The 26,391-nt window shown below is 39.7% G+C and carries 23 protein-coding genes; 9 read left to right on the top strand and 14 right to left on the bottom strand.

All coding sequences use genetic code 11. From position 1 onward, the window contains the following. Positions 1-38 precede the first annotated feature (38 nt). A complete protein-coding gene (locus J500_RS12240) occupies positions 39-932 on the top strand; it encodes a LysR family transcriptional regulator (RefSeq protein WP_004997852.1) in 894 nt (297 codons plus the stop codon). 77 nt (positions 933-1,009) lie between these two features. On the opposite strand, the gene J500_RS12235 is transcribed toward J500_RS12240, so the two are convergent. Genes J500_RS12235 through J500_RS12220 form a run of 4 tightly spaced genes read right to left on the bottom strand, consistent with a single transcriptional unit; the run spans position 1,010 to position 5,385 of the window. Then, on the bottom strand, positions 1,010-1,933 hold the full coding sequence (locus tag J500_RS12235; protein WP_004997850.1) for a 2-hydroxyacid dehydrogenase: 924 nt from the start codon (positions 1,931-1,933) through the stop codon (positions 1,010-1,012). Beyond that, positions 1,930-2,688, bottom strand: coding sequence for a class II aldolase/adducin family protein (locus J500_RS12230; RefSeq protein ID WP_004997848.1), 759 nt, complete (start codon positions 2,686-2,688; stop codon positions 1,930-1,932). Before J500_RS12230 ends, J500_RS12235 begins: the two co-directional genes overlap by 4 nt. A 45-nt stretch (positions 2,689-2,733) precedes the next feature. Beyond that, positions 2,734-3,522 carry a 2-(1,2-epoxy-1,2-dihydrophenyl)acetyl-CoA isomerase PaaG gene (gene paaG, locus J500_RS12225; protein WP_004997846.1) on the bottom strand — a complete coding sequence of 263 codons (789 nt, stop codon included), beginning with the start codon at positions 3,520-3,522 and terminating at the stop codon, positions 2,734-2,736. Between the two features lie 60 nt (positions 3,523-3,582). Beyond that, entirely contained in the window at positions 3,583-5,385 is a 1,803-nt protein-coding gene (locus J500_RS12220; RefSeq protein WP_004997843.1) for an acyl-CoA dehydrogenase C-terminal domain-containing protein, read from the bottom strand. A 328-nt stretch (positions 5,386-5,713) separates the two neighbouring features. Here J500_RS12220 and J500_RS12215 point away from each other — a divergent pair, with 328 nt between their 5' ends. Further along, positions 5,714-6,136 carry a PaaI family thioesterase gene (locus J500_RS12215; protein WP_004997842.1) on the top strand — a complete coding sequence of 141 codons (423 nt, stop codon included), beginning with the start codon at positions 5,714-5,716 and terminating at the stop codon, positions 6,134-6,136. 19 nt (positions 6,137-6,155) lie between these two features. Here the strand turns inward: J500_RS12215 and J500_RS12210 are convergent, their stop codons facing one another. The 7 genes from J500_RS12210 to J500_RS12180 form a co-directional block, all read right to left on the bottom strand. Continuing rightward, the gene (locus J500_RS12210) at positions 6,156-7,367 is read right to left on the bottom strand and encodes an MFS transporter (RefSeq protein WP_372463989.1); all 1,212 of its coding nucleotides are present in this window, start codon (positions 7,365-7,367) and stop codon (positions 6,156-6,158) included. Positions 7,368-7,396: 29 nt separating this feature from the next. Next, a complete protein-coding gene (gene dcaP, locus J500_RS12205) occupies positions 7,397-8,725 on the bottom strand; it encodes an outer membrane trimeric porin-like protein DcaP (protein ID WP_004997835.1) in 1,329 nt (442 codons plus the stop codon). Between the two features lie 99 nt (positions 8,726-8,824). Further along, the gene (locus tag J500_RS12200; RefSeq protein WP_004987666.1) at positions 8,825-9,475 is read right to left on the bottom strand and encodes a 3-oxoacid CoA-transferase subunit B; all 651 of its coding nucleotides are present in this window, start codon (positions 9,473-9,475) and stop codon (positions 8,825-8,827) included. Beyond that, positions 9,472-10,143, bottom strand: coding sequence for a 3-oxoacid CoA-transferase subunit A (locus J500_RS12195; protein WP_004987665.1), 672 nt, complete (start codon positions 10,141-10,143; stop codon positions 9,472-9,474). The genes J500_RS12200 and J500_RS12195 overlap by 4 nt, the downstream gene beginning before the upstream one ends. A gap of 51 nt (positions 10,144-10,194) precedes the next feature. Further along, complete coding sequence (locus tag J500_RS12190) at positions 10,195-11,469, bottom strand: MFS transporter (RefSeq protein ID WP_026039979.1); 1,275 nt, start codon at positions 11,467-11,469, stop codon at positions 10,195-10,197. Between the two features lie 98 nt (positions 11,470-11,567). After that, a complete protein-coding gene (locus tag J500_RS12185; protein WP_004987661.1) occupies positions 11,568-12,848 on the bottom strand; it encodes an MFS transporter in 1,281 nt (426 codons plus the stop codon). Between the two features lie 65 nt (positions 12,849-12,913). Further along, positions 12,914-14,068 carry an acyl-CoA dehydrogenase family protein gene (locus J500_RS12180; protein ID WP_004997831.1) on the bottom strand — a complete coding sequence of 385 codons (1,155 nt, stop codon included), beginning with the start codon at positions 14,066-14,068 and terminating at the stop codon, positions 12,914-12,916. A 316-nt stretch (positions 14,069-14,384) separates the two neighbouring features. Here J500_RS12180 and J500_RS12175 point away from each other — a divergent pair, with 316 nt between their 5' ends. From J500_RS12175 to J500_RS12155, 5 genes are all read left to right on the top strand, one after another. Then, the gene (locus J500_RS12175) at positions 14,385-15,173 is read left to right on the top strand and encodes an enoyl-CoA hydratase (RefSeq protein ID WP_004987658.1); all 789 of its coding nucleotides are present in this window, start codon (positions 14,385-14,387) and stop codon (positions 15,171-15,173) included. A gap of 34 nt (positions 15,174-15,207) precedes the next feature. Next, positions 15,208-15,969, top strand: a complete 762-nt coding sequence (locus tag J500_RS12170; RefSeq protein ID WP_004987656.1) for an SDR family oxidoreductase — start codon at positions 15,208-15,210, stop codon at positions 15,967-15,969. A 51-nt stretch (positions 15,970-16,020) separates the two neighbouring features. After that, positions 16,021-17,538: a 3-hydroxyacyl-CoA dehydrogenase gene (locus J500_RS12165; protein WP_004997828.1), complete on the top strand. Its 1,518-nt coding sequence runs from the start codon at positions 16,021-16,023 to the stop codon at positions 17,536-17,538. 21 nt (positions 17,539-17,559) lie between these two features. Next, entirely contained in the window at positions 17,560-18,765 is a 1,206-nt protein-coding gene (locus J500_RS12160) for a 3-oxoadipyl-CoA thiolase (protein WP_004997825.1), read from the top strand. Between the two features lie 111 nt (positions 18,766-18,876). Beyond that, positions 18,877-19,722, top strand: a complete 846-nt coding sequence (locus tag J500_RS12155) for an IclR family transcriptional regulator (protein WP_004987652.1) — start codon at positions 18,877-18,879, stop codon at positions 19,720-19,722. Positions 19,723-19,787: 65 nt separating this feature from the next. Here J500_RS12155 and J500_RS12150 read toward each other — a convergent pair whose 3' ends face one another. Then, the gene (locus tag J500_RS12150; protein WP_004997823.1) at positions 19,788-21,011 is read right to left on the bottom strand and encodes a CaiB/BaiF CoA transferase family protein; all 1,224 of its coding nucleotides are present in this window, start codon (positions 21,009-21,011) and stop codon (positions 19,788-19,790) included. Between the two features lie 209 nt (positions 21,012-21,220). On the opposite strand from J500_RS12150, the gene J500_RS12145 reads away from it, so the two are divergent. Further along, positions 21,221-22,396 (top strand): MFS transporter, encoded by a 1,176-nt coding sequence (locus J500_RS12145; protein WP_004997819.1) that lies wholly within the window; start codon positions 21,221-21,223, stop codon positions 22,394-22,396. A gap of 131 nt (positions 22,397-22,527) precedes the next feature. Here J500_RS12145 and J500_RS12140 read toward each other — a convergent pair whose 3' ends face one another. Beyond that, positions 22,528-23,373, bottom strand: coding sequence for an IclR family transcriptional regulator (locus J500_RS12140; RefSeq protein ID WP_004997816.1), 846 nt, complete (start codon positions 23,371-23,373; stop codon positions 22,528-22,530). A gap of 130 nt (positions 23,374-23,503) precedes the next feature. Then, positions 23,504-24,721, bottom strand: coding sequence for a CaiB/BaiF CoA transferase family protein (locus J500_RS12135; protein WP_004997811.1), 1,218 nt, complete (start codon positions 24,719-24,721; stop codon positions 23,504-23,506). A gap of 354 nt (positions 24,722-25,075) precedes the next feature. Here J500_RS12135 and J500_RS12130 point away from each other — a divergent pair, with 354 nt between their 5' ends. Continuing rightward, the gene (locus tag J500_RS12130; protein ID WP_004987643.1) at positions 25,076-26,317 is read left to right on the top strand and encodes an MFS transporter; all 1,242 of its coding nucleotides are present in this window, start codon (positions 25,076-25,078) and stop codon (positions 26,315-26,317) included. The last annotated feature ends 74 nt before the right edge of the window (positions 26,318-26,391 follow it).

Below are 26,391 nucleotides of genomic sequence, written 5' to 3'. Positions count from 1 at the left end.
GTTTGGGTTTTGAGATGTGAAACACTGAGAGAAAAATAATGCAGTTAAAGTCTTTGGAAATTTTTTTAAAGGTTGTGGAATGTGGCAGTTTTTCCCATGCAGCAACGCATTTGCATACGGTGCAATCGAATATTACTAATCATATAAAAAAGCTTGAAGATGAATTAAACTGTGAATTATTGTCACGTCAATCTCCTATTCGACCCACCAGTGCAGGTCAACAGTTACGCCATTATGCAGAGCAAATGATTGAGCTACATCAACAAGCGAAATTTCATTTTTCTGATCAAACATTATGCCATGACATTCCATTAAAAATTGGGAGTATGGAAACCACAGCCGCAACACGTCTACCCCAGTTATTTAAAGACGTACTTTCGCAACTGCCTGAATTAAGACTTCACTTAAATACGGGTACAACACGTGAATTGATTGACCGCGTTTATAAGGGCGATCTTGACTGTGCTTTTATTGCCAGTTCGCAAGTGCTGCCTGATTTTTATAATCTTCTGGCATGGACGGAACATTTAGTTTTGATTTGTCCTAAAGAAGTCCATGCATTTCCAGATAAGAAGGTTTTATTAAATACGCCTTTTCTTGCTATCCGTCAGGGTTGTTTTTATCGAAAAAGCATTGAGTCTTTTTTACAGGGTTATGATTTACCCCCGTCACAACTCACTGAAATGGGCAATCTGGATGCCATCTTAAGTTGTGTGCATTTAGGTATGGGTTACGCCATATTGCCACGTTCATATATTGAAAAGTCATCCTATAAAGATGCGCTACAGTTTTTTGATATCGATGAGCAAATTGGTGAAATTAATACGTATCTCATCGCCAATAAACCACAAAGCTGGAGTGGTAATCTCAAACATTTTATTGAACAAGCTACAGATATTTTAGTGCAATCTCAAAATGTGGAAATGACATGAAGCTTGTAAAATGGCTCTTAAATAAGATGAATGCTTAAATAACATTCATCTTATTTCATTGTGATAACAGCAAAATTTTAATAGCCTTTCATGACATTCACTTCATTGACTAAAGCCAAGCCCTGCTGCACACGACGATCATTTTCAAGAATTTGCCCAATGACAGCCGACCAAGGTGCGTGTGAAGCAACATGTGGAGTCACCAACACTTTAGGATGTTGCCAAAAAACGTGATCTTGTGCCAAAGGTTCTTTTGCAAATACATCTAAAACTGCACCACGTAATTGCTCTGAATCCAGTGCAGCAATTAAATCCTGTTCGTTTAGATGTTGTCCACGACCACAATTAATTATACAGGCTCCTTTAGGAAGCTGTTGAAACAATTCAGTATTTAATAGACCAACATTATCTTCAGTCAAAGGAAGCAGGTTAATCAAAATTTCACTTTGAGCAAGAAAATCCTGTCTTTGTGCATCACCTGCAAAGCAAGTTACACCTTCAATTTGTTTTAAACTACGCGACCAACCTGAAACCTGATAACCTAGCTTTGCAAATTTTTCAGCAATATAACCGCCCATTTGCCCCAAACCCATAATGCCAATTTTGACATCTGAACTAGATTTTTGTGGCGGTTGTTTCCAGCGTTGTTGCTGTTGTTGGGCGATCAAAACATCAAAAAAACGCTGATAGTACAGCACGCACCATTGCAAATAATCGTACATGCCTTTTTGATGAGATTCATCCACGACACGGCATACTGCATAGCGGTCACCTATGCGTTTTAGATTTAAATGCTCAACGCCCGCCGCCATAGAATGAATCAGCTTTAGATTTGGCAAAGTTTCAAGATAATCTAAATCTGGAAACCATGAAATCGCGGTGGTTGCCTGTAGAGCTTGTTCGCTATGTGCCAGACAATAAGCCTCTTGCGGTGCATATTCAGCCAATGCATCTTCAAGCCATTTTTGTACTTTGGGAACAGTGGTTGCAATCACGATCATGAACAGTATTCCTCTTTTTGTTGTTCAATCAATGACAATGCAGCATGCCATGCATTTGCAATAATTCGCTCAATGCCTTTGGATTCAAATTGTGCTGAAGTATGTTCACGAACCTGTTGACTCGGAATATTTAACTCACAACCACCAGCAAGTGCTTTGATTTGTGCCTGACAAGCGCGTTCTAAAAAGTAAATTTCATGGAAGGCACGTTGTACGCTATCACCTGCTGCTAACAAACCATGATTACGCAAAATCATCACCCGATTTTGCCCAAAATCCTGAACTAAACGTTCGCGCTCTTCAGTTAACAAGGCAACGCCTTCGTAGTCGTGATAGCTGATTTTGTTATAAAACTTTAAGGCATGTTGCGAGATCGGCAATAATCCCTGCTTTTGTGCAGATACCGCAATTCCATCAGCGGTATGGGTATGAATGACACAATGTAAATCTTGACGTGCTGAATGAATGGCTGAATGAATGACAAATCCTGCCACATTGACCATTTTTCCCTGATCATGTTCATCGATAATATTGCCGTCATAGTCGATTTTGACTAAATGAGACGCTGTCATTTTTTCAAAAGGAATACCATATTGGTTAATTAAAAAATGACCTTCCTCATCGGGTACACGTAAACTAATATGAGTGTCGATTAAATCGGTCATGCGATAATACGCAATTAAACGATATAAAGCTGCTAATTGGCATCTGGCAGCCCATTCATTGGCTGAAACTTGTTGTTGTAAACTTGACATGATTGCATCCTTTGCATGTATTGGGTGTCACAAATCGTTTTAAGTTTAATCGAAGTTGGGCTGACGTTTTTGCATAAATGCCTGTACGCCTTCTTTATAATTTGATGATTTGCCTGCCTCACGTTGCAAATCTCTTTCAAGATCAAGCTGTTGTTCAAGCGAGTTTTGCTGCGAAAGATTTAAGGCTTTTTTAATGAGTTTCATGGATGACAAAGGTTGCATAGCTAAAGTCTCAGCCAATGCATTGACTTGTTGCTGAAAAGCATCATCTGGATAAACCTCCCAGATCATGCCCCATTCTAAAGCCTTATTAACCGATAGTTTATTTCCAAGCAACATCAGCGCTTTTGCTCTGGCATGACCCACCAAACGCGGTAAAATCCAAGTCCCACCTGCATCGGGAATTAAACCTACTTTAGAAAATGACTGTATAAATGAAGCGGACTGCTTGGCAACGACAATATCGCATGCCAATGCTATATTGGCACCAGCACCAGCCGCAACGCCATTGACTGCTGCAACAACCACTTTAGGCATATTGGCAATTTTTAAAATCAAAGGATTGTAATAACGATCTAAAGATGCACCAGCATCATAGTTGGGATCTTCGATGACTTCAGGTTTTCGGGCAGATAAATCTTGTCCTGCACAAAAGCCTTTGCCCATACCTGAAATTACAATCACTTTGATCTGTTCAGAGGTTTCCCATTCGGACAAAATCTGAGCCACTTCCTGATGCATCTGTTCATTAAAACTATTGAGCACTTCAGGTCGATTCAGTGTTAAATAGGCAACACGTTGCTCGACATGTGTCAAAATATGTTGAAAATCCATATTCAATACTCTTGTTTGAGGAGATGGTTTTATGTTCGCCATCTCCACGTTTATCATTGATTAAAAAACGAAATCTTCTGCATCTAGCGCCATCACTGATTCAGCGCCTGTTTTAATTGAGGCTGCATGCTGTTGAGTTCGATTTAATAACTTGTCATAAAAGAATTGTGCAGTTTTAAGTTTAGCCTGATAGAACTTCTGTTCAGTGGTGCCTTGATCCAGTTTTTGTTGCGCAACTTTTGCCATACGCGCCCACAGATAGGCAAAAACGATATAACTTGAGTAATATAAATAATCGACTGAGGCTGCTCCGATTTCCTCTGGATTATGCTGTGCTTTAACTGCAATATGCTTGGTAATCTCCAGCCATTCGTTTTTAAGTTTAGACAATTGATTCAGATAAGTTTTTAAACTTGAATTGGACTGATTTTCCTCAACAAACTGATCAATTAAATCAGTCATGTTTTTAAGCAACTTGCCTTCTGATTTGAGTACTTTACGCGCCAGTAAATCGAGTGACTGAATTTCTGTGGTGCCTTCATAAAGCGTAGAAATACGTGCATCTCGAACAATTTGTTCCATGCCATGTTCAACTATAAAACCATGTCCACCAAAAATCTGGACACCATGTTTGGCAGATTCATTGCCGGATTCAGTTAAAAATGCTTTGGCAATGGGTGTTAAAAATGCCAGTAATTCATCTGATAATTTTTTTTGCGCTTCATCACTTGAGCTTTCAATAATATCTGCGTGTTGTGCCAGAAAATATGCCAAGGCACGTCCACCTTCAGCAAGTGCTTTTTGGGTCATCAACATACTACGCACAGCGGGATGTACAATAATTGGATCTGCATTTTGTGTAGGTTGTTTAGCGCCTGTGAGTGCGCGCATGGCTAAACGTTCTTTGGCATAACTGAGCGCCCCTTGAAAAGCAATTTCAGATGCTGCCAAGCCTTGTACTGCTGTACCAATACGCGCAGTATTCATAAAGGTAAACATGCAATTTAAACCACGATTTTCAGGGCCAATCAGATAACCTTTAGCCGCATCGAAATTCATCACGCAGGTCGCATTGCCATGAATTCCCATTTTGTGTTCAATCGCGCTACACACCACCTGATTACGATCTTGAATATTGCCAGACTCATCAACATTAAATTTGGGTACAATAAATAATGAAATGCCTTTGGTCCCTGATGGTGCATTAGGCAAACGAGCCAATACGATATGCACAATATTTTCAGCCAGATCATGCTCACCTGCTGAGATAAAGATTTTCTCGCCTGTGATCGCGTAACTACCATCTGCCTGAGGTTCTGCTTTAGTCCGAATCAAACCCAAATCTGAACCTGCATGCGATTCAGTCAGGCACATGGTACCCGTCCAAATCCCTGCTATCAGTTTGGTCAAAAAAGTTTGCTTTTGTTGTTCAGTTCCATGATGCTCCAATGTCCGCATCGCACCATGTGAAAGTCCCTGATACATTGCCCACGACCAGTTCGACGCGCATAACATTTCAGAAATAGCGATCCGCAACAAAGTAGGCATACCCTGCCCCCCATAAACTGGATCAGCCGTCAGTGAGGTAAAACCTAATTCGACATATTTCTGATAGGCTTCTTTAAAACCTTTTGGCGTGGTGACTTTGCCGTGTTCAAAATGACAGCCTTCATGATCACCACTTTGGTTGATCGGAGCAATTTCATTTTCACAAAAATCGGCTGCGGCTTCTAAATACTGATTGATCAAATCGCGACTAAATTGATCTGCATATTTTGGAAACTGTTGATAGTTTTCTTCAACTTCTAACATCTCGTGTAAAACGAATTGCATATCACGCTGTGGGGCTTTATATACAGGCATATCCTATTTCCTTGATTTTCTATTCAACTTAAAAGCATGTTTTAAGTTTCTCAAAATTTATTCTCCTCATAGGTTAAAAATATCTAAAATAATTCCATATTGCAAAATTTATTTCTGCAAATTTCAATTTTGTTGGCTTTAATTTTTCATGGCTCTTAGTCCAAAATAAATTAAAATATAAATAAACAATAAAATACAAAATGTTATGAATTTTTTAAATTACACCTATTTATTTAATAGAAATTTAATTTTTGTCATGCAAAATTTTATTCCGAAAATCATATTTTTATAGTAAGGTATTTTTCATGTTTTAAAGCAAGGATGAATCATGCAAACAGGTTTAGAGTTTTTAACCGCACTCAAAAATGGCGAAGTATCGTCTTCCCCAATGGCACAAACGCTTCCGATGCAATTGATTGAAGCCTCAAAAGGTAAAGTGATCTATAAAGTGACACCCAATAAAACTCATTTAAATGTTCAAGGGGGTGTACATGGTGGTTTTTGCGCGACTGCGCTAGATACAGCAACGGGCGGTGCAGCGCATTCCGTACTTGAAGCCAATGTTGGTTACGGAACGATAGATTTGAATGTCAAAATGATTCGGCCAATGCAAACAGATACGGCTTACTATGCGCATGGTGAATTGATTAATGCAGGTCGAAATATTATTACCACTGAAGGTAAAATTGTGGATGATAATGGAAAAATTTATGCGTTTGCTTCAGCGACATTTATGATCATCCGCAAATAAACCCTTAGAAGATTAAGTCTTAGTGACTTAATCTTCTGTCATGAGGTTGTCTCATTTTATAAAAATCATAACGATCAATTACAAAGCTAATAATTGCCATGCCCAAACCAATACTGGCACAGGCAATCCAACCAGAATGTTTCCATGTATAAACTGCAATAAAAGAACCTAATGCTGCTCCACCAAAATACAGCGTCATATAAATTGAATTAATTCGAGATCGTGCTTGTGCAGAAATACGATAGACCAGATTTTGATTAAGTACATGTAAAGCAGATAAACCAAAGTAGGCTAAAATCACACCAACTGCATATAAGATCAAAAATTTCTGCGCAAAAAATAAGGGAATCCAAGCCAGAATAAGCAAACTCAGACTAATCAGAGCCGTGATATTTTCCTGCTGATGTGCAATTTTTTTACCTGCCCACGGTGTTGCAAATACTCCTGCCAGACCAACTATTCCAAAGAGTCCTATTTGAAAGTCATTAAAATGATAAGGTGCATTGGCCAGTAAGAATGTCATGGTGGTAAAAATCAGCGCCAAAATACCAAAACCAATACCGCCCACTAATCCTCGACGTATGAGATGTGGTTCATGAACGGCTAAAGTAAATAATGATGCGTAGATTTGCCAGACCTTTAATTTAACTGTCTTTTTTGCAACTGGAAGTTTAAACCAGACAATCGAGGCAAACAGAAGAATAATAAAACCACTTAATAAATAAACAGCATGCCACGTCCAGATCGTCGAAATCAGTCCTGCAATCGAACGGGCTAACAAAATTCCCATGAACAAGCCACTCATCAGGGTTCCCACGACTTGTGGGCTTTTTTGAGGTGTTGCTAAACCTGCGGCAAATGGAACGAGAACCTGAGTAGAAACTGAAAAGAATGTGGAAAGAAAGGTCAAGCTATACAAAGTCGTCAAATTGGGGCTAAAAGAAAGCCCCATTTGAGCCAGACCTGTACAGATCATCAGTAAAACAATATATGACCTTTTTTCAAAAAAATCCCCCATAGGAACCAATACAAACAAACCCAGCGCATAAGACAGTTGACCAATTACGATCACCAGTGCGGCTTGATCTGGATTGACTCCCAGAGCATGTGCGATTGAATAAATCAGCGGTTGATTATAATAATTCGATCCAGCACAAATACCGCAAGTCATTGCAAGTATAAATACCAGACTCTTAGACATATCCATATGTTCTGTACTGGATTGAATCATGTTAGACATTTTTTACTCAAATGCTGATTTTAAAATTTATACATCGATACAAAGTTGACACGCGAAATGTCAGCCGTTCTGCCATCAAATACTTTGCGCTCACCTAGATGATATTCCACACCAAAATCCATTTGCGCTGTTGGACTATAAAATAAGTTAGCTGCATAATCGGTTAAACGATCATTGGCATCCTGATTTAATTCAGCATAGTCGCTACTGTCATCATATTTAAAGATTGAAGCAGACCAGTTGGTACGCCATTGATCATTAAATTTATAGGTATAACCGATATTAAATGAATCGAGGGTATTCATCACCAAATCAGTTTTGTCTTTATTTAATGAGAAATCGCCTGCTGCATTTAAGCTGTTGCTATTCGCCAATCCAGTTTGAGTGGTATACGGCATAAATTTCTGATCACCAACAATATGTTGATAGTTTGCCTGTAAAGACTGTTTTGGCGTAATTTGATATTTCAAACCGCCACCTGCGCCCCAACTTACTTTTTTAACGTCATCCCTGCCCACATCGGCTGATTTTTCGTTTACAAAACCTTGAGCAAGCACAAACAATGGACCTTCTTTATAGGTATATCGCCCTGTTAAAGATGGAAAGGCTGAAACCCTTGAGCTTGTATATTCAAGTGCAACTTTTAAATCATGATTGTTATCAATTTTCCAGTCATAACGAACTTGTGGTAACCGTGTATACGAGGTTCCCATAAATTGGGTATAGTCGACTGATTCTGTACGGGTTTCCATATTCGACATCAGTGACCAAGTCTGACCAAACGTCCAGTCTTTATAAGTAAAGAACGCATGTCGAATGCGGAACTTGCCATCACCAGTTCCCATTGTTGAGCTATCAAAGAAATCGGCTTCAATATTACCCGTCACTTTTTTATCTGGGCTAGTGAAGTAAACACCTAAACGACTGGCATTAATCATCGCATCTGAACGCGGATGATTGGCACGTTTATCATTTTCAAACGGTGCTTTATAAATACTGCTTGTTGTACGCCCACCCGTATCTGGTGAGGATTGAAAATCAACAGCCGCATCTAAACGTGCAATTCCGTAGACCTTAACATTATCAGTCCAAGTAACCCATGAAGGTGGTATTGCTTTATCCGTTTTTGCTGAAGAATCAGAAGATTGCACGGTTTTTTTCTCAGCTAATTCGGCATTGGTAGCCAATATTTTTTGCTGATTGGTTTTTTGCAGCTCAAGCTCAGTTTTTAAACGCTGTAATTCTGCTTCAAGCGCATTTATTCGTTGCTCAGTCGTACTTTCTACAGAATTTGCAAAAAGCGCCCCAGAAGCCGCGGCACAAGCCGCAGCTAAAATAAGTTTTTTCATCTTTATTCCTTAAAGATAGAGATTAATCAATCAACTTGTATATGCCCCTGAACATCCGAATTTTCATATACAAGCTATTTTGAAGTACTAAAGTAAAATTTAAATTCGAGCATCCACAAGTGGACATTCTGTTACAGCCTGCAACTCATCAAAAGTTAGACCTTCAACCATTTCAATCACATGTGCTTGTCCACCTTTTAAGTCAATAATGCATAGATCGGTGTAAATACGATCGACACATTGCTCACCAGTGATTGGATAACTCAATTGATTCACAATTTTGGCTTCACCTTTTTTAGTGGTGTGCTCCATATAAACAAAAATACGTTTTGCACCAACTGCCAAATCCATTGCGCCACCAACCGCAGGGATATCATCTTCTCGACCTGTATGCCAATTCGCCAGATCACCATTCAATGCAACCTGAAATGCACCCAATACACAGATATCCAAGTGTCCGCCACGCATAATGTCGAATGAATCACCATGATGCATAAAACAACCACCTGGTAATAAAGTCACCAGTTCTTTACCCGCATTGACTAGATCTGGATCTTCTTCACCTGGTGCTGGCGGTGGGCCAAATGCCAATACTCCATTTTCAGAATGTAGAAAGATTTCCTTGTCTTTAGGCAGATGTTTGGCAACATTGGTCGGCAATCCAATCCCCAAATTTACATAAGAACCATCAGGAATATCTTTTGCGATAATTACCGCAATTTCTTCACGACTTCTTTTTTGAATGGTCATTTGATATCTCCTACTTTGACAACATGCTGTACAAATATTCCTGGAGTGATGATGCATTCAGGATCAAGACTACCCAGCTCCACGACATCATTGACCTGTACAATTGTGGTCGTCGCGGCTTTTGCCATAATTGGACCAAAATTACGCGCGGCTTTACGATAAATCAGGTTGCCCCAACGATCAGCTTTGTCCGCATAAATAAAAGCAAAATCGGCATGTAATGGATATTCCAATACATAGTTTTTACCATTGATGGTTCTTGTTTCTTTACCTTCAGCAATCTTTGTACCGTAAGCTGTTGGAGTAAATACTGCCCCAAGTCCTGCACCTGCGGCCTGAATACGGCAAGCCAGATTGCCCTGTGGAACAAGTTCTAGTTCAATTTTTCCAGCACGATATAAGTCAGGAAAAACTGTTGAACTTACAGACTTTGGAAACGAACAAACCAGTTTTTTAACCAGTCCAGCCGTAAATAGTTTGGTTAAACCGTTTGGACCCGAAGACGCATTATTATTGATAATGGTCAGCTCTCTTGGTGCAATATCAATAAGTGCTTCCAGTAAAGCTTCTGGTTGACCAGTAGTACCAAATCCACTGGTCATGATGGTTGCACCATCAGGAATCGTTCTTAAGACCGATTCAATATCACTGGTGATCTTATTAATCATATCAATTCATTCCTTCTGTCTTCATTTACAAAGCTTTTTGTAAACTATTCATTACTCAGCCTTTTGCGGATCGTATAATCTGTCTTTGATAAATAAGGTTGGAATCAAACCACATAAAAAGTAGGCCACTCCCATTAACAACAAACCTGCACCAATCGAGTTATGAGTTGCCAAATAACCAATAGCGATCGGGGCAAAAATTGCACCAATTCTTCCAATATTAAATGCACCACCTACCGCAGTTCCTCGAATTGAAGTCGGAAAACTTTCAGTTAAATAGGTGGCATTGATGGCATAAGGAATGCCGTATAAAAAACCAAAAATTAGCATTAACCAGCCAATATTTTCGGCCGTATGGAAATAAACAACGACTGGAATAAATAGCGCAGTCCCCATTGTTCCAAATGCAAATACAATTCGACGGCCAATTCTGTCTGCGACAAAACCAGCGATCACTTTGGCAAACATCATGGTCAGGAAAGTCCCAATCATATAAATTGCCATTTCTTTAAACTTGATTCCCAATTCTGCTTCTAAATATGAAGGCAGCCAGTTACTTACGCCAAAATAACCGAACAATAAAAATCCAGAACTAAATGTCCATAACATCAACATCTTGCCGTGTTGTTTATCTTTAAATAATGCGACATAAGGGTTTTCGAGTTTTTGTGCTTTACCTGCTTGCGGATTTGCCAATTTGAGTGCACGTGCTTTTTTCCATGACGCAGGCTCTGGAACAAGAAAGAACATCAAAATGGAAAATACAATTGGAATAATGGTAATGAAATACAGCATTCGCCAGCCAAACTCTGGAATAATCCATCCAGATAAAGCCGTGATGACCAATGAACCTAAGGTATAACCAGTCATGAGCGTTGCCAAAACAGTGGTTCTATATTTAGTCGGAACCAGTTCCGACATAAGCGTATTACATGCAATATACAGTGATCCTAAACCCAGACAGGTAATGGTTCTTAAAATAACAATCTGTTCATAAGACTGCGCCAAACCCGTACATGCAGAAAGAATGGCAAACATCGCTGTTGCGATGACAATCACGCGTACACGTCCAAAGCGATCACTTGCCCATCCACCAATCAACCCACCAATCGCCATTCCAAAAATAGACCAGCTTCCGAGTGCTCCTGCCTGTACACTGGTTAAACCAAACTCTGCTTTCAAACTTGTTAGTGTAAAAGCTAAAATCCCAATATCTGCTCCGTCACACAGCAACACCAAAAAACAAAATATAAACGCAGTCATCCAGACTTTTTTTGGGGTCTGAATTACCGTATCTTTCTCAAAACCCAAAACTTCCATTTTCATATTGCCACCTATTTCATTTAGATGAATTTGTTGTACTTTTAAATAATGAATATTTTTAAATTCAGACTGGTGATCCATCACCAGTCTGAATAGCAGCATTAATCCGCTTTTTGTGGATTAAATAGTCTGTCTTTAATGAATAACAGTGGAATCACACCACAGATAAAATATGCAGCGGCCATCACCAACAACCCCAAACCAATTGAGCCGCTTTGAGATAAATAACCGATAGTTAATGGAGAGAAAATAGAAAGTACTTTACCAACATTGTATGCACCACCTACTGCTGTACCACGAATCGACGTTGGAAAGCTTTCCGTCATATAAGTTGCATTGATGGCATAAGGAATTCCGTAAAGGAAGCCAAAGAACAGCATTAACCAAAGAATGTTTGTAGGTGTATTGAGATAAACAATGACTGGGATAAATAAAGCAGTCCCAATGGTTCCAAAAGCAAATACAGCACGACGCCCTAAACGATCTGCAATCATCCCTGCAATGATTTTGGCAAAAATCATAATGATGAATGTGCCCACCATATACATGGCCATTTCTTTGAATTTGATACCGAGTTCAGATTCAAGATATGCTGGCAACCAGTTACTGACACCGTAATAGCCAAACTGCAATGCACCTGTACTCACCACCCAGAGCAAAAACATGATGCCGTGTTTCTTTTCTTTAAAGATTTCACGATATGGATTTTCACGCTTAACTGCTTTCATACCGCCTTCAGTTTGAGCTGCACGAAGTTGACGCGATTTTTTCCACGATTCTGGTTCAGGCACCATGAAATACATAAAGAAAGACAAAACAATAGGTGTAATCGCTAACCAATAAAGATAACGCCAGCCATGATCTGGAATAATATGTCCAGCCAATAAAGTCGCAAGTAATGAACCTAATGTATAACCTGTCATTAAGGCTGCAAGAACTGTTGTACGATGTCGGGTCGGTACCATTTCAGACATCAACACGTTACAGGCAATATATAGTGCGCCTAAGCCCATTGAACCAAAAACACGCACTAGCGCAAATTGTTCAAAAGAATGAGTAAAGCCTAAAGCACAGGTTAAAATTGAAGAGTAAGCAATAAAGAATACGATGATACGTACGCGCCCAAAACGGTCACACGCCCATCCCCCGATCAATCCCCCGATTGCAGAACCGAATAAAGTTAAACTACCTAATGTCCCAGCTTGAACCCCAGTAAGATGAAACTCTGTTTTAAGACTGGTCAAACTTAATGCTAAAAATCCTAAGTCCGCACCGTCACAGAGTAAAGCAAGAAAAGCAAATATAAATGCAGTAATCCAAATTTTTTTAGGCGTTTGAATCGCCTGTATTGTATTACTTGATGTAATTGTATCTGTTGTCATGTCTATTTCCTCAGACAAAAAACACATGAGGCATCCAATTGCCTCATGTCATATAAGATCAGAAGTTAAGCAGTCACTTCCTTAATCATATTTTTAGCGATAATGATTTGTTGAACTTGAGTTGTTCCTTCATAAAGACGGAACAAGCGAACGTCACGATAAAAACGTTCAATTGAATATTCGCTGATATAACCCGCGCCACCATGAATCTGTACACAGCGATCTGCTACACGACCACACATTTCAGTAGCAAACATTTTTGCGCAAGATGCTTCAGTGCTAATGTTTTGACCTTCATCACGACGACGTGCAGCATCTAAAACCATACATTTGGCTGCATAGATTTCAGCTTTAGAGTCTGCAAGCATGGCTTGAATTAATTGAAAATTTGCAATCGGTTGACCAAATTGTTTACGCTCTACAGCATAACGAAGTGCATCATCCAGCATACGTTCCGCCACACCAACACTATATGCACCAATATGTAGACGACCTTTATCCAAAACTTTCATTGCAGTTTTGAAACCTACGCCTTCTACCCCACCAATTAATGCAGAAGCAGGTACACGACAGTTTTCAAAAATCACATCACAAGTATGTGATCCTTTTTGTCCCATTTTTTTATCAATTTTACCCAGCGTAATTCCTGGGGTATTGGCTTCAACCAAAAATGCAGAAATACCACTTGCACCTTTAATTTCAGGATTAGTACGTGCCATCACTGTAAAAGTCGCAGCATGCGGTGCATTGGTAATAAAACGTTTAGTACCATTTAAAACGTAGAAATCGCCATCTTTTACCGCAGTTGTTTTTAAAGATGCCGCATCAGAACCCGCTTCTGGTTCAGTCAGACAGAAAGAACCAATAATTTCGCCGCTTGCATAACGCGGTAAATATTTTTGTTTCTGTTCTTCAGTACCATCAATGATCAGACCACTTGAACCAATGCCGTTATTTGTACCAATTAACGAACGAAATGCAGGAGAAGTATGACCCAATTCAAAGGCAACATTGACTTCCTCTTCCATCGTGATACCTAAACCGCCGTATTCTTCTGGAATGGTCAAACCGAATAAGCCTAGTTCACGCATTTGCTGAACAATATCTTCAGGAATACGGTCATTTTCAGCAACTTCATGTTCTCTTGGAATCAATTCATTTTTGACAAAATCCCGAATCGTCGAGAGTAATTGTTGCAACATTCCTTCATCGCGGATCATGAGTGATCTCCCATTTCATATATTTCGCTATTGATACCAACTATTTTGCAAATTAGTCAGCACACAAAGTTTCACAAAATCTAGTTCTGCATTAAATTAATTTCATACTACGAGAATTAAAACTATTTTTTCAATACTTTTTTAAAAATAAATTTCGTTAAACGAAATTATGTATCAGCTAGGCTTTATTTTTCAGGCATTTACTGATTTATCAAAAAGTTCAATCAATTAATGTCATAAAAAACACTTGAAAATTTTTGTCGATTAAGCATTATATGAGGAATATAGTTTTGATATGCGAAACAAAGGATGTAAAATGACAGATATGAACAAGGATAATTTCGTCGAAATCGATTATTCAATTGAAAAAATAGCAATCGTCAAAATCAACCGCCCTGAATCAAAGAATGCATTAAATACAGAAGTGCGCAAACAGCTTGCACAGGCATTTAGTGAACTTAGCTTTAATGACGATATTCACGCCATTGTCCTTACAGGTGGTGATGAAGTGTTTGCAGCTGGTGCAGATTTAAAAGAAATGGCAACAGCAGGTTCAACTGACATGATGCTACGCCGTACAGAACGTTATTGGAACGCGATTTCTCAATGTCCAAAACCTGTTATTGCGGCAGTGAATGGCTATGCTCTTGGTGGTGGTTGTGAACTTGCCATGCACAGCGACATTATTATTGCAGGTAAAGGGGCCATTTTCGGTCAGCCTGAAATTAAAGTCGGTTTAATGCCAGGTGCTGGTGGTACACAGCGTCTGTTCCGTGCGGTCGGAAAATTCCATGCGATGCGCATGATTATGACAGGTGCCATGGTTCCAGCAGAAGAAGCCTATATCATGGGTCTAGTCTCTCAAGTGACCGAAGATGACCAAACCATTCCTACTGCTATCAAAATGGCGCAAAGTCTTGCCAAAATGCCACCGATCGCATTGCAGCAAATTAAAGAAGTTGCGCTGATGAGTGAAGATGTGCCATTAAATGCTGGCTTAACCTTAGAACGTAAATCTTTCCAATTATTATTTTCTACTGAAGACAAAAACGAAGGGATCAATGCTTTTATAGAAAAACGCAAACCTTCTTATCAAGGCAAATAGGTCTTTACAGTCGAATATTGAGGAAATGAAATTGATGGCGCGTAAAGTATTTATTAGTGCTGGTGGTTCTGGGATTGGTCGATGTATCGCAGAAGCCTTTTTAAAACAAGGCGATGACGTTTTTGTATGTGATATCAATCAACAAAGCTTGCAGCAATTCAAACAGGATTATCCTCAACTACAGATTGCGTATTGTGATCTGGGTCAAATGAATGCAATTCAACCCATGTTTGAAACTGCCATGCAAGCGTTAGGCGGATTAGATATTTTAGTAAATAACACAGGAATTTCTGGCCCTACCGTGGCAGCAGATGAACTGAGTTTTGAAGACTGGACACAGGTTTTAAATTTAAACCTGAACAGTACCTTTATGATGACGAAATTGGCGATCCCTTATCTCAAGCAATCCAATTCAGGTGTCATTATCAATCTTTCCTCGATTGCAGGACGAATGGGTTATCCATTTAGACTGGCCTATTCGACTTCAAAATGGGGAATCATTGGTTTTACCAAAACGCTTTCGATGGAACTGGGTGCCTTTGATATTCGTGTCAATGCAGTTCTTCCCGGTGCAGTCGATGGTGAACGTGTGCAACGTGTATTACAAGCTCGTGCAGATGCCATGAATATTTCTCTTGAAGAAGTGACTCAAAACGCACTTGCCAATCAATCGCTTAAACAATTTGTCAATCCTAAACATATCGCAGATTTATGCGTTTTTCTCGCATCGGATAGTGCGAGTTCCATCTCTGGGCAAATATTACCGATAGATGGCGATAAGCAGCGATTAACCTAATTTTTTATATCTTTATTTTTTAAATGATTACAGTATCTTAGGACAGTTATCATGACACAACAGATCAAAACTATTGCCATTATTGGTGTCGGTGTTATGGGTAGTGGTATTGCCCAGATTGCAGCCCAATCGGGTCACACCACTTATTTGTATGATGCCAAAGCTGGTGCAGCACAGCAAGCCAAAGAAAAATTGGCAGCGACCTTTCAAAAGCTGCTTGATAAAAACAAAATCACAGCTGAACAAGCTGATGCAGCCAATGCAAATCTTTTGATTGCCCATGAACTTAGTGATTTAAAAAGCTGTGATTTGATCGTTGAAGCCATTATTGAGCGTTTAGACATTAAACAATCTTTGATGGATCAGCTTGAAGCAATTGTCCCAGAAACCACAATTTTGGCTTCAAACACTTCATCGCTTTCAATTACTGCGATTGCAGCGAATTGTCAGCATCCTGAACGCGTGATCGGCTATCACTTCTTCAATCCTGTTCCACTCATGAAAGTGGTTGAAGTGATTCAAGGTTTAAAAACAGATCCAAAACATGTGGAAACGCTGAACCAACTTTCTCGTGTATTTGGTCATCGCCCAGTGGTGGCAAAAGATACTCCAGGATTTATTATTAATCATGCGGGTCGTGCTTATGGTACAGAAGCTTTAAAAATTTTAAATGAAAATGTCACAGACATCAGTGAAATTGATCGTATTTTACGTGATGGTGTGGGTTTCAGAATGGGCCCTTTTGAACTCATGGATTTAACAGGGCTTGATGTTTCACATCCTGTGATGGAATCAATCTATCATCAATATTATGAAGAAGCACGTTATCGTCCAAGTCCGCTCACCAAACAAATGCTCGGAGCCAAACAATTGGGTCGCAAAGTTGGTCAGGGTTTTTATGACTATCGTACAGGAAGCAAAACAGGTGAAACACCTGCCAAAGTGGTAGAAGGTTTAGATCGTTATCCGACTGTATGGATTGTAGCTGATTTTGCAGCTGACAAAAAACTGCTCGAAGCCTATCTCACTGCACAAAATATTCAACTGGATACTGGAACAACACCTCAAGCAGACAGCTTATGTTTATTGGCTTGTTATGGTGAAGATACCACACATGCAGCGAAACGTTTCAATGTAAACCCTGCGCATAGTGTCGCGATTGATATGCTGTATAGCATTGAAAAACATCGTACCTTGATGCCTTCACTTGCCACCCAAGCCGATTATGTTCAGGCCGCGCATTCAATATTCAACCTTGATGGTGCATTAGTCAGCATGATTGATGAAAGCACAGGTTTTGTCGCGCAACGTGTATTGGCTATGGTGATTAATTTAGGTTGTGACATTGCGCAACAAAATATTGCAACGGTCGACGACATCAACGCTGCTGTTCGTCTAGGTTTGGGTTATCCGTACGGCCCAATCGAATGGGGTGACGTACTCGGTTCAGACAAAATTTTACTGATCCTAAATCGCATTTCCGAATTAACTTACGATCCGCGTTATCGCCCTAGCCCATGGTTACAACGCCGTGTCGCACTGAATCTTCCACTTACTTTTACTGCTTAATTTAAAAAGGGAATTTACTCCATGTTAAATGCATATATTTACGACGGTTTACGTACTCCATTTGGTCGCCATGCAGGTGAACTTGCTTCAATTCGCCCTGATGACTTAGCTGGCTTGGTCATTCAACGTTTGATTGAAAAAACAGGTGTACCGGGTGCCGATATTGAAGATGTCATTTTTGGTGATACCAATCAGGCCGGTGAAGATAGCCGTAACGTGGCACGTCATGCTGCATTATTAGCAGGCTTACCTGTGACTGTGCCGGGTCAAACGGTCAATCGTTTATGTGCCAGTGGTTTAGGTGCAATTATTGATTCTGCGCGTGCGATCACTTGTGGCGAAGGCGATTTATATGTTGCGGGTGGCGTAGAAAGCATGTCTCGCGCTCCTTTTGTCATGGGTAAAGCAGAAAGTGCATATAGCCGCGATGCTAAAATCTATGACACCACTATTGGTTCACGTTTTCCGAATAAAAAGATCGTGGCACAGTATGGCGGTCATTCTATGCCTGAAACAGGTGATAATGTCGCCGTTGAATATGGCATTACTCGTGAACAGGCCGACTTATTTGCTGCTCAATCTCAAGCGAAATACCAAAAAGCAAAAGAAGAAGGCTTTTTTGAAGGTGAAATCACGTCGATTGAAGTCTCTCAAGGTAAAAAGCTACCGCCAAAACAAGTGACTGAAGATGAACACCCTCGCCCTAGCTCAACCGTTGAAGCTTTAACCAAGCTCAAACCATTATTTGAAGGTGGTGTAGTCACTGCTGGTAATGCATCGGGCATTAATGATGGTGCAGCTGCGGTATTGATCGGTTCAGAAGCTGCTGGTCAAAAATATGGTCTTAAGCCAATGGCAAAAATTTTGTCTGCGGCTGCAGCTGGTGTTGAACCACGCATCATGGGCGCAGGTCCAATTGAAGCAATTAAAAAAGCGGTATCTCGTGCAGGCTTAACATTAGATGACCTAGATATTATTGAAATCAATGAAGCGTTTGCTTCACAGGTTTTATCTTGCTTAAAAGGTCTAGGGGTTGACTTTAATGACCCACGTGTCAATCCAAATGGTGGTGCAATCGCCGTTGGTCATCCTTTAGGTGCTTCAGGCGCGCGTTTGGCATTGACTGTTGCACGTGAGTTACAGCGCCGTAATAAAAAATATGCTGTTGTCAGCCTATGTATTGGTGTTGGTCAAGGTTTAGCAATGGTCATTGAGAACGTCGCTTAACCATCAAAACATATCCATTCATCACAACCCTGTTTATGATGAATGGATTCATTTTACAATGCAAAATAAAATGCTCTATGATCAGGAGATCCTTTTTAATTTGAGAATTCAATGTCGCAACACGCTGAAAGTAAAAAGAATGATAAAACACTCAATTTTGATGAAATTCGTCTAGATCCTATTTCTCATATTCATCGTGAAAATAATCCTCAATTTATTGCATCTTTGGCACGTGGTTTAGAACTACTACGTTGTTTCTCATTGCAACATCAAGTACTAGGTAATTTAGAATTAGCCAAAATGACAGGCTTACCTAAGCCGACGATTGCCCGCATTTGTAATACCTTGGTTAGCTTAGGCTATTTGAAGCAGATGCCTGATTCTCCTAAATATATGCTCGATATTGGCGTGCTTTCTTTGGGTTATGCTGCATTATCAAATCTAACCATTCGCACTACGGCACATCCTTTTATGGAAGAAATGAGCCTTTATGCGCAAGCACCTGTAGCGTTAGCAGCTCGTGATCGTCTGAATATGCTTTATCTGGATGTCGTTCAAACCAATAGCACCTTACGTCGTCCGATTGGTTCAACATTACCGCTATATAGTAGCTCCATGGGTCGTGCCTGTTTGGTGGCAACGCCTGAATACGAACGGAATTTAATTTTAGAGGCCATACAAAAACGAGAACCAGAACAATGGCCACAGATTCAGGAACAGCTTGATCGGGCTTTTGAACAATATGCCAAATATGGTTATTGCCTTTCTTTAGGCGAATGGCAACAAGGTATTAATTCTGTTGCTGTACCATTAATCAGTTCAAAACATGGCTTATATGTTTTTAACTGTGGTTCCCCCTCTTATTTACTGAGTGCTGAAAAAACCATTGAAGAGATTGGCCCGCGTTTGAAATATATGGTGAATAGCATTCAGGATGCCTTAACAGAAAGCTTATAAATCAAATCATCAAAAAAGGAGCAATTGATGATATCAATGCTCCTTCTCGATTTAATGGTACAAGCTTAGCCTTGCTGAACCACTTTTTTGTCTTTTAAATCTTGTAGCTCTGTTGGCGTTAAAAACCGATCTAAAATAGAGTCTGTATCTTCGCCTAGATATGGCGGAGTTTTAACATACTGTACTGGTGTTTTAGAGAGCTTGATGGGTGAAGCAATCGAGACATAATCGGAACGTAGTGGATGCTGCATATTTACGACCATTTCCCGAAAAACCACCTGTTCTTCTTCTAAAGTCTGCTGTAGATTATTGATCATCCCTACTGGTACTTTTACCGCATGAATACGCTCCACCCAAGCTTGAGCTGGTTGTGCCATAAAATGCTGCTGTAAAATGGCACTGATTTCTTCGCGATGAGTGACACGACCTTTATTCTTTTCAAATTTCGGGTCTTTGCACAGTTCAGGCAAACCGATACTTTCACATAAAGCCTTAAACTGCTGGTCATTACCGCAGGCAATAATAAATTCTCCCTCTTGGGCTTTAAACACTTGATAAGGCACGATATTGGCATGTGCATTACCAAAACGGCCCGGCACTTTTGCAGAAGTCAAATAATTCATCGCCAAAACCGAAAGTGAAGCGACTTGGGTATCGAGTAGTGCCATATCGATGTGCTGGCCTTCACCTGTGGTCACACGTGATAACAGTGCCGCTTGAATCGCAATCGCAGCGTATAAACCTGTAGTGAGGTCAGCAAATGCCAAACCTGCTTTTTGCGGCCCACCACCGGGCAAATCATCGCGTTCGCCTGTGACACTCATCATGCCACCCATGCCTTGAATGATAAAATCGTAGCCGGGTTCTGCTGCACGTGGGCCTTTTTGTCCAAAACCTGTAATTGAGCAATACACCAATTTGGGGTTAATCTGGCTTAAACTTTCATAGTCAAGCCCGTATTTTTTAAGAGAACCTGCTTTATAGTTTTCAATTAAAACGTCACTTTCTAGCACCATTTTTTTAATCAGCGCTTGCCCTTCGCTAGTCGCCATATCAATGGCAACTGAATGCTTACCACGATTTGTAGACAAATAATAAGCCGATTCACCCGTGTCCTGACCGTTATCATTTTTAAGAAATGGAGGCCCCCAGATGCGTGTATCATCACCCTGAAATGGTTTTTCAATCTTGATGACCTCTGCACCCAAGTCTGCCAAAATCTGGCTACACCAAGGTCCAGCTAGGATTCGACTTAAGTCCAGAACCCTAAATCCTGTTAAGGCACTCATATTCTTCCTCATTATTGTTGATTAAATTTAACTATTCCCATGATCGAGTAAATTGAATATGTCTTACTCGATTTTTTATAATAAATTAAGATATCGCATTGCAAAATGTAATTCTATTATTATTGTAAAAAATTTGTTTTTTCATTAAGCTTGTTGAATCCCTCTATGTGTAATCAAAAATTGCACTAAAAAAATTCAAGTGAACCTGCATGAAATCGTCGAGTATCTATACACCAACCGTTATTTTGATGGCAGTTGCGGCTGGTATTTGCTCAGGAAGTAATTATTTTAGTCAGCCCCTAATCCATTCAATGGCAGTGGCATTACATCTTTCAGAAACAACCGTTGCATGGGTACCTACACTCGCGCAAATCGCGTATGCCATTGGCTTGTTACTGCTCATGCCATTGGGTGATATTCTGGAAAAAAGACGGCTATTGTTCGTTTTAATGTTACTCGCCTCGTTGGGTTTGTTAATGAGTGGTTTTTCCAGTCATATTAGTTGGATCATGCTGGGTACGGTCATTACCGGTTTATTTTCAATCTCTGCACAGCTTTTATTACCACTGGCTGCAAGTTTAGTCCCCATTCAGCACAGTGGTCGTGTCGTTGGTTTTCTGATTAGCGGCTTGATGATTGGTATTTTATTGGCACGTTCCTTATCAGGACTAATGTCAACATCGTTTGCATGGAATATTATCTATCAGATTAGTGGCTTTTTATTACTCATCATAGCAGTTGTCTTATATAATAAAATCGGCTCTTTTCCTGCTACGCAGTCCGAAAGTTATTTTAAAACCATTCGTTCCATTCCTATTATTTTTAAACAAAATCAACGTTTACGTCGTCGAACCTACATTGGTTTTTTAACCTTTGCAGGAATCAGCATGACCTTTACCACGATGTCGCTTTTACTTGCTCCTGCACCTTATTATTTTAGTGACTTTACCATTGGTTTATTTGGTTTTGTGGGAATTATTGGGACATTTATTGCCAACTTTTCAGGTAAATATATCGATCAGGGTTATATTCATAAGATTTCAATTAGCTGTGGTATTGGTCTGATTTTAAGTTGGTTGTTATTTACTTTATTGCCGTTTTCTTTTGTTTATTATGTGATTGCGACAATTTTAATTTATTCATGTCTTTCAGCAGTTCATGTTACCAATCAAAGCATCGTGTTTAAGCTTAATCAACAACTCAGATCAAGATTCAATGCAATTTATATGACTGGCTATTTTACAGGTGGCGCAGTTGGCACAACCGCTGGAAGCTATGCATGGCGGCATTTTGGTTGGAATGGAGTATGTATATTAGGCATTATTTTTGCTATTTTAGCACTTTATTGTTGTCTTCGAGATGCAAAACTTTCCCATTATGGATAAATAAAAACCAGTAATATTTTGAGTATTACTGGTTAAATATCTGATTTTTTTCATCATCATTTAAACCTTCTTTATTTTCTCGCAAAAGAGAAATAAAAAGGAATGATTTAAGAAATCTATAAAAAATAAAATTAACCAATTTCAGTTTTTATATTATTGACCATGTGTAATAAACGCGGTGCGATATCTTCTTCTAGCTTTTCACGTTTCATAATAAAGCTTGGACCGCCGCAGTTAAAGACTAAAAGACCATGTTGCTCATGCAATAAAGGCACCGCGACCGAATTCACATCTTTATGCCAATCACCCATAGAAAAGCAATAGCCAAAATCCTGATAGTCTTTAAATGCTTTATCCAGATCACGGTTGATCTTGATCCAGTCTTCCTTATGTTTAACGCGAATTGCATTGAGTAAAAAGTCACGTTCATCTTCAGGCATTGCGGCTAGACAGGCACGACCCATCGAACTTAAGTGAATGGGCAAATATGTTCCAACCTGACGACGCATGGTGACATTGCCTTTGCCCTGCACTACATCCAGATAAATCATATTCAGACGATCACGCGTCGACATCGCGACCGCAGCACCTGCATAATCAGCCAACTCTTTCATATAAGGCTGAGCAATAGATCTTACCGAGACATTGGCGAGCATCGAATAACCAAAAGCCAAAACACCTACAGATAATTGAAATTTAGTTGAATTTGGTACTTGGCGAATATAACCCAAACGCGACAATGTATGGGTCAAACGCGTAATCGTTGGTTTGGGTAGCCCCGTCATTTGTGATAATTCTTGATTACCCAAATGTGGCTGTTTGGCTGAAAAGCAACGTAAAAGCTCTAAACCACGTGCAAGCGCAGTAATAAACTGACGATCGTCCTCTTCCTGCATGTCTTCAATAGGATGAAGTAATTCATGGCGTAGCGGAACCAGTAGTTTTTCCGTTTGTTCGGTTTCGTTTAAATCAGTCATGGTATTAGAGCGCACTCAAATCTATTAATGTTTCGCAATGCGAAAATTATAATCTATTTATTCTATCAATAGCAAAAGAAGCATGTACAAAAACGTTTACTTCTTTTGCTATTACCGCCATTTTGTAATCTTATTCTACAATCCCTTTCGATTTTAACTCATCCAGTGTTGATTTAGACAAGATCCTTGAAAGTATTTCATCGGTATGTTGTCCCAACATCGGTGGCGCACGTTTGTACTCAATAGGAGTGCGTGACAATTTGATTGGAGAACCAATCACTTTTAAATGTTGACGCTGTGGATGTGGCATATCGACTAACATTTTCCGTTCCACGACTTGTGGTTCTTCAAATGCTTGCTCTAGGTTATTAATCACGCCAACAGGGACTTTTGCCGCATGAATTGCAGCAACCCATTCATCAGCCGTTTTGCTTGCAAAATGTGTTGACAGTAAATCGGTGATCTCTTCCCGATGCTTAATACGATCCGCATTTCGAGTAAATTTTGGATCATTCGGAAGTTCTGGCAAACCAATGGCCTGACAGAGCTGAATAAATTGTGTGTCATTACCACAGGCAATAATAAAATCGCGATCGCAAGCTTTAAACACTTGATAAGGCACGATATTGGCGTGGGCATTACCATAACGACCCGGCACTTTATCTGAGGCTAGATAATTCATCCCTTGATTAGCCAATGTTGCAATTTGCACATCAAGCAATGCCATATCAATGTATTGCCCCAAGCCTGTAATATTTCGATTGAGTAAAGCCGCCTGAATCGCAATTGTAGAATACAAACCTGTTGTAATATCGGAAAATGCAATGCCTAATTTTTGTGGTCCGCCACCCGGTAAGTCATCTTTTTCACCAGTCACGGACATAAGTCCGCCCATGCCTTGAATGATAAAATCATAACCCGGTTCTTCAGCACGAGGACCAGTCTGCCCAAAACCCGTGATTGAACAATAGATCAATTTTGGATTGAGTTTAGATAAAGTTTCATAATCCAGACCATATTTCTTTAATGAACCAGTCTTATAGTTTTCAATCACAACATCTGACTCAAGCGCTAAAGCCCGAACTACTTCCTGCCCTTCAGGGGTGGCGATATCAATGGCAACGGAAAGCTTATTACGATTAGTCGATTGATAATATGCCGCTTCGTGTGTATCGCGTCCTTCATCGTCTTTCATCCATGGTGGTCCCCATGCACGCGTATCATCGCCACGTTTAGGACGTTCAACTTTAATGACTTCAGCACCCAAATCTGCCAAAATTTGACCACACCATGGTCCTGCTAGTACCCGACTTAAATCTAGAACACGAAATCCTTCTAGAGCACCCATATTTTTTCCTATAACGATCAGAATCAGCGAAAGAATTAAAATTAATATTAAGTTTCGCATAGCGATATTAAATAACTAATATACACCCATTACCTGTAATAGCAAATACTGAGCAGTTCACGACTAAAGTCGTAGTTTTTCTTTTCACAAAATTTTTCATTAAAAAACATAAATTTAATATACATAATAAAATATCGCTGTGCGATACTTATTTTTATAATTATTGTTTTATTTGACTCTTTGTTTTACTATCCGAAAAATTTTAGAAATCTCCCACATAAATTTTCCGATTTTTAAATCATTAAAAACTCGGTGTTGTGCTTTGGGAATCTCCTCTGTGGTAAAGGAACTGCTGTGAACACAAACAAACTGACGTCCAAAATTGGACCAAATACATGGAAAATTGCATTTCTATTTGCATTTTTAGCACTGTTGGTTGATGGTGCTGATCTGATGCTGCTTTCATATAGCTTAAATAGTATTAAAGCAGATTTCGGATTAACTTCAGTCGAAGCGGGGATGTTAGGAAGTTTTACCTTAGCAGGTATGGCTGTTGGTGGGATTTTCGGCGGTTGGGCCTCTGACCGTTTTGGGCGTGTTCGTATTGTCGTTATTTCTATCCTGACATTTTCAATCTTAACCTGTGGATTAGGTTTAACTCACAGCTTTTTACAGTTTGGAATTTTACGTTTCTTTGCTTCGCTCGGCTTAGGTTCTTTATATATTGCCTGTAATACGCTAATGGCTGAATATGTGCCTACACGCTATCGCACTACAGTTTTGGGAACATTACAAGCAGGCTGGACAGTCGGCTATATCGTAGCAACCTTACTTGCAGGCTGGATTATTCCTGAGCATGGCTGGCGCATGCTGTTTTTTATTGCGATTATTCCTGTGATCATGGCTGTATTGATGCAAATTCTTGTACCTGAACCAGCAGCATGGCAGCAAGCACGCTTACAACCAATCCAAAATAATGAACAGCCAAAAGAATCTGCATTTAAACTGATTTTTCAGGATAAACGTAACCGCAATATGTTTATCTTGTGGGCACTCACCGCAGGCTTCTTGCAGTTTGGTTATTATGGTGTAAATAACTGGATGCCATCGTACCTTGAAAGTGAACTTGGGATGAAGTTTAAAGAAATGACTGCCTATATGGTTGGTACATATACAGCCATGATTTTAGGTAAAATTTTGGCTGGGTTCATGGCTGATAAATTAGGTCGTCGTTTTACTTATGCATTTGGTGCAATTGGTACAGCCATCTTCCTACCTTTAATTGTGTTCTATAACTCACCAGACAACATCTTATATTTATTGGTAATCTTTGGCTTTTTATACGGTATTCCATACGGCGTAAATGCAACCTATATGACTGAAAGCTTCCCAACGGCAATTCGTGGTACAGCCATTGGTGGTGCTTATAACGTAGGACGTTTAGGTGCAGCCATTGCTCCAGCAACCATTGGTTTCTTGGCTTCTGGTGGTTCTATTGGACTTGGTTTTGTGGTCATGGGCGCAGCTTACTTCATTTGTGGTGTGATTCCAGCGCTGTTTATTAAAGAGAAACAATTTGATCCGCAAAAATCGTAATTAATCATTATATTAATAACAATTTAAATCGATTTCAGTTTATAGCCAGTATTAGCCCTACTGGCTTTTTTTAT

Source organism: Acinetobacter sp. 479375, from assembly GCF_000581715.1.
Taxonomy (GTDB): domain Bacteria; phylum Pseudomonadota; class Gammaproteobacteria; order Pseudomonadales; family Moraxellaceae; genus Acinetobacter; species Acinetobacter ursingii.
This window is presented reverse-complemented; position numbering and strand designations above follow the sequence as displayed.

Coding starts and splice junctions, on each gene's coding strand:
- J500_RS12220 (WP_004997843.1), bottom strand. CDS start 5,385: ATGCCTGTATATAAAGCCCCACAGCGTGATATGCAATTCGTTTTACAC.
- paaG (WP_004997846.1), bottom strand. CDS start 3,522: ATGGATTTTCAACATATTTTGACACATGTCGAGCAACGTGTTGCCTAT.
- J500_RS12195 (WP_004987665.1), bottom strand. CDS start 10,143: ATGATTAATAAGATCACCAGTGATATTGAATCGGTCTTAAGAACGATT.
- J500_RS12215 (WP_004997842.1), top strand. CDS start 5,714: ATGCAAACAGGTTTAGAGTTTTTAACCGCACTCAAAAATGGCGAAGTA.
- J500_RS12190 (WP_026039979.1), bottom strand. CDS start 11,469: ATGAAAATGGAAGTTTTGGGTTTTGAGAAAGATACGGTAATTCAGACC.
- J500_RS12170 (WP_004987656.1), top strand. CDS start 15,208: ATGGCGCGTAAAGTATTTATTAGTGCTGGTGGTTCTGGGATTGGTCGA.
- J500_RS12180 (WP_004997831.1), bottom strand. CDS start 14,068: ATGATCCGCGATGAAGGAATGTTGCAACAATTACTCTCGACGATTCGG.
- J500_RS12160 (WP_004997825.1), top strand. CDS start 17,560: ATGTTAAATGCATATATTTACGACGGTTTACGTACTCCATTTGGTCGC.
- J500_RS12185 (WP_004987661.1), bottom strand. CDS start 12,848: ATGACAACAGATACAATTACATCAAGTAATACAATACAGGCGATTCAA.
- J500_RS12165 (WP_004997828.1), top strand. CDS start 16,021: ATGACACAACAGATCAAAACTATTGCCATTATTGGTGTCGGTGTTATG.
- J500_RS12210 (WP_372463989.1), bottom strand. CDS start 7,367: ATGATTCAATCCAGTACAGAACATATGGATATGTCTAAGAGTCTGGTA.
- J500_RS12235 (WP_004997850.1), bottom strand. CDS start 1,933: ATGATCGTGATTGCAACCACTGTTCCCAAAGTACAAAAATGGCTTGAA.
- J500_RS12140 (WP_004997816.1), bottom strand. CDS start 23,373: ATGACTGATTTAAACGAAACCGAACAAACGGAAAAACTACTGGTTCCG.
- J500_RS12175 (WP_004987658.1), top strand. CDS start 14,385: ATGACAGATATGAACAAGGATAATTTCGTCGAAATCGATTATTCAATT.
- J500_RS12200 (WP_004987666.1), bottom strand. CDS start 9,475: ATGACCATTCAAAAAAGAAGTCGTGAAGAAATTGCGGTAATTATCGCA.
- J500_RS12145 (WP_004997819.1), top strand. CDS start 21,221: ATGAAATCGTCGAGTATCTATACACCAACCGTTATTTTGATGGCAGTT.
- J500_RS12150 (WP_004997823.1), bottom strand. CDS start 21,011: ATGAGTGCCTTAACAGGATTTAGGGTTCTGGACTTAAGTCGAATCCTA.
- J500_RS12135 (WP_004997811.1), bottom strand. CDS start 24,721: ATGGGTGCTCTAGAAGGATTTCGTGTTCTAGATTTAAGTCGGGTACTA.
- J500_RS12240 (WP_004997852.1), top strand. CDS start 39: ATGCAGTTAAAGTCTTTGGAAATTTTTTTAAAGGTTGTGGAATGTGGC.
- dcaP (WP_004997835.1), bottom strand. CDS start 8,725: ATGAAAAAACTTATTTTAGCTGCGGCTTGTGCCGCGGCTTCTGGGGCG.
- J500_RS12155 (WP_004987652.1), top strand. CDS start 18,877: ATGTCGCAACACGCTGAAAGTAAAAAGAATGATAAAACACTCAATTTT.
- J500_RS12230 (WP_004997848.1), bottom strand. CDS start 2,688: ATGTCAAGTTTACAACAACAAGTTTCAGCCAATGAATGGGCTGCCAGA.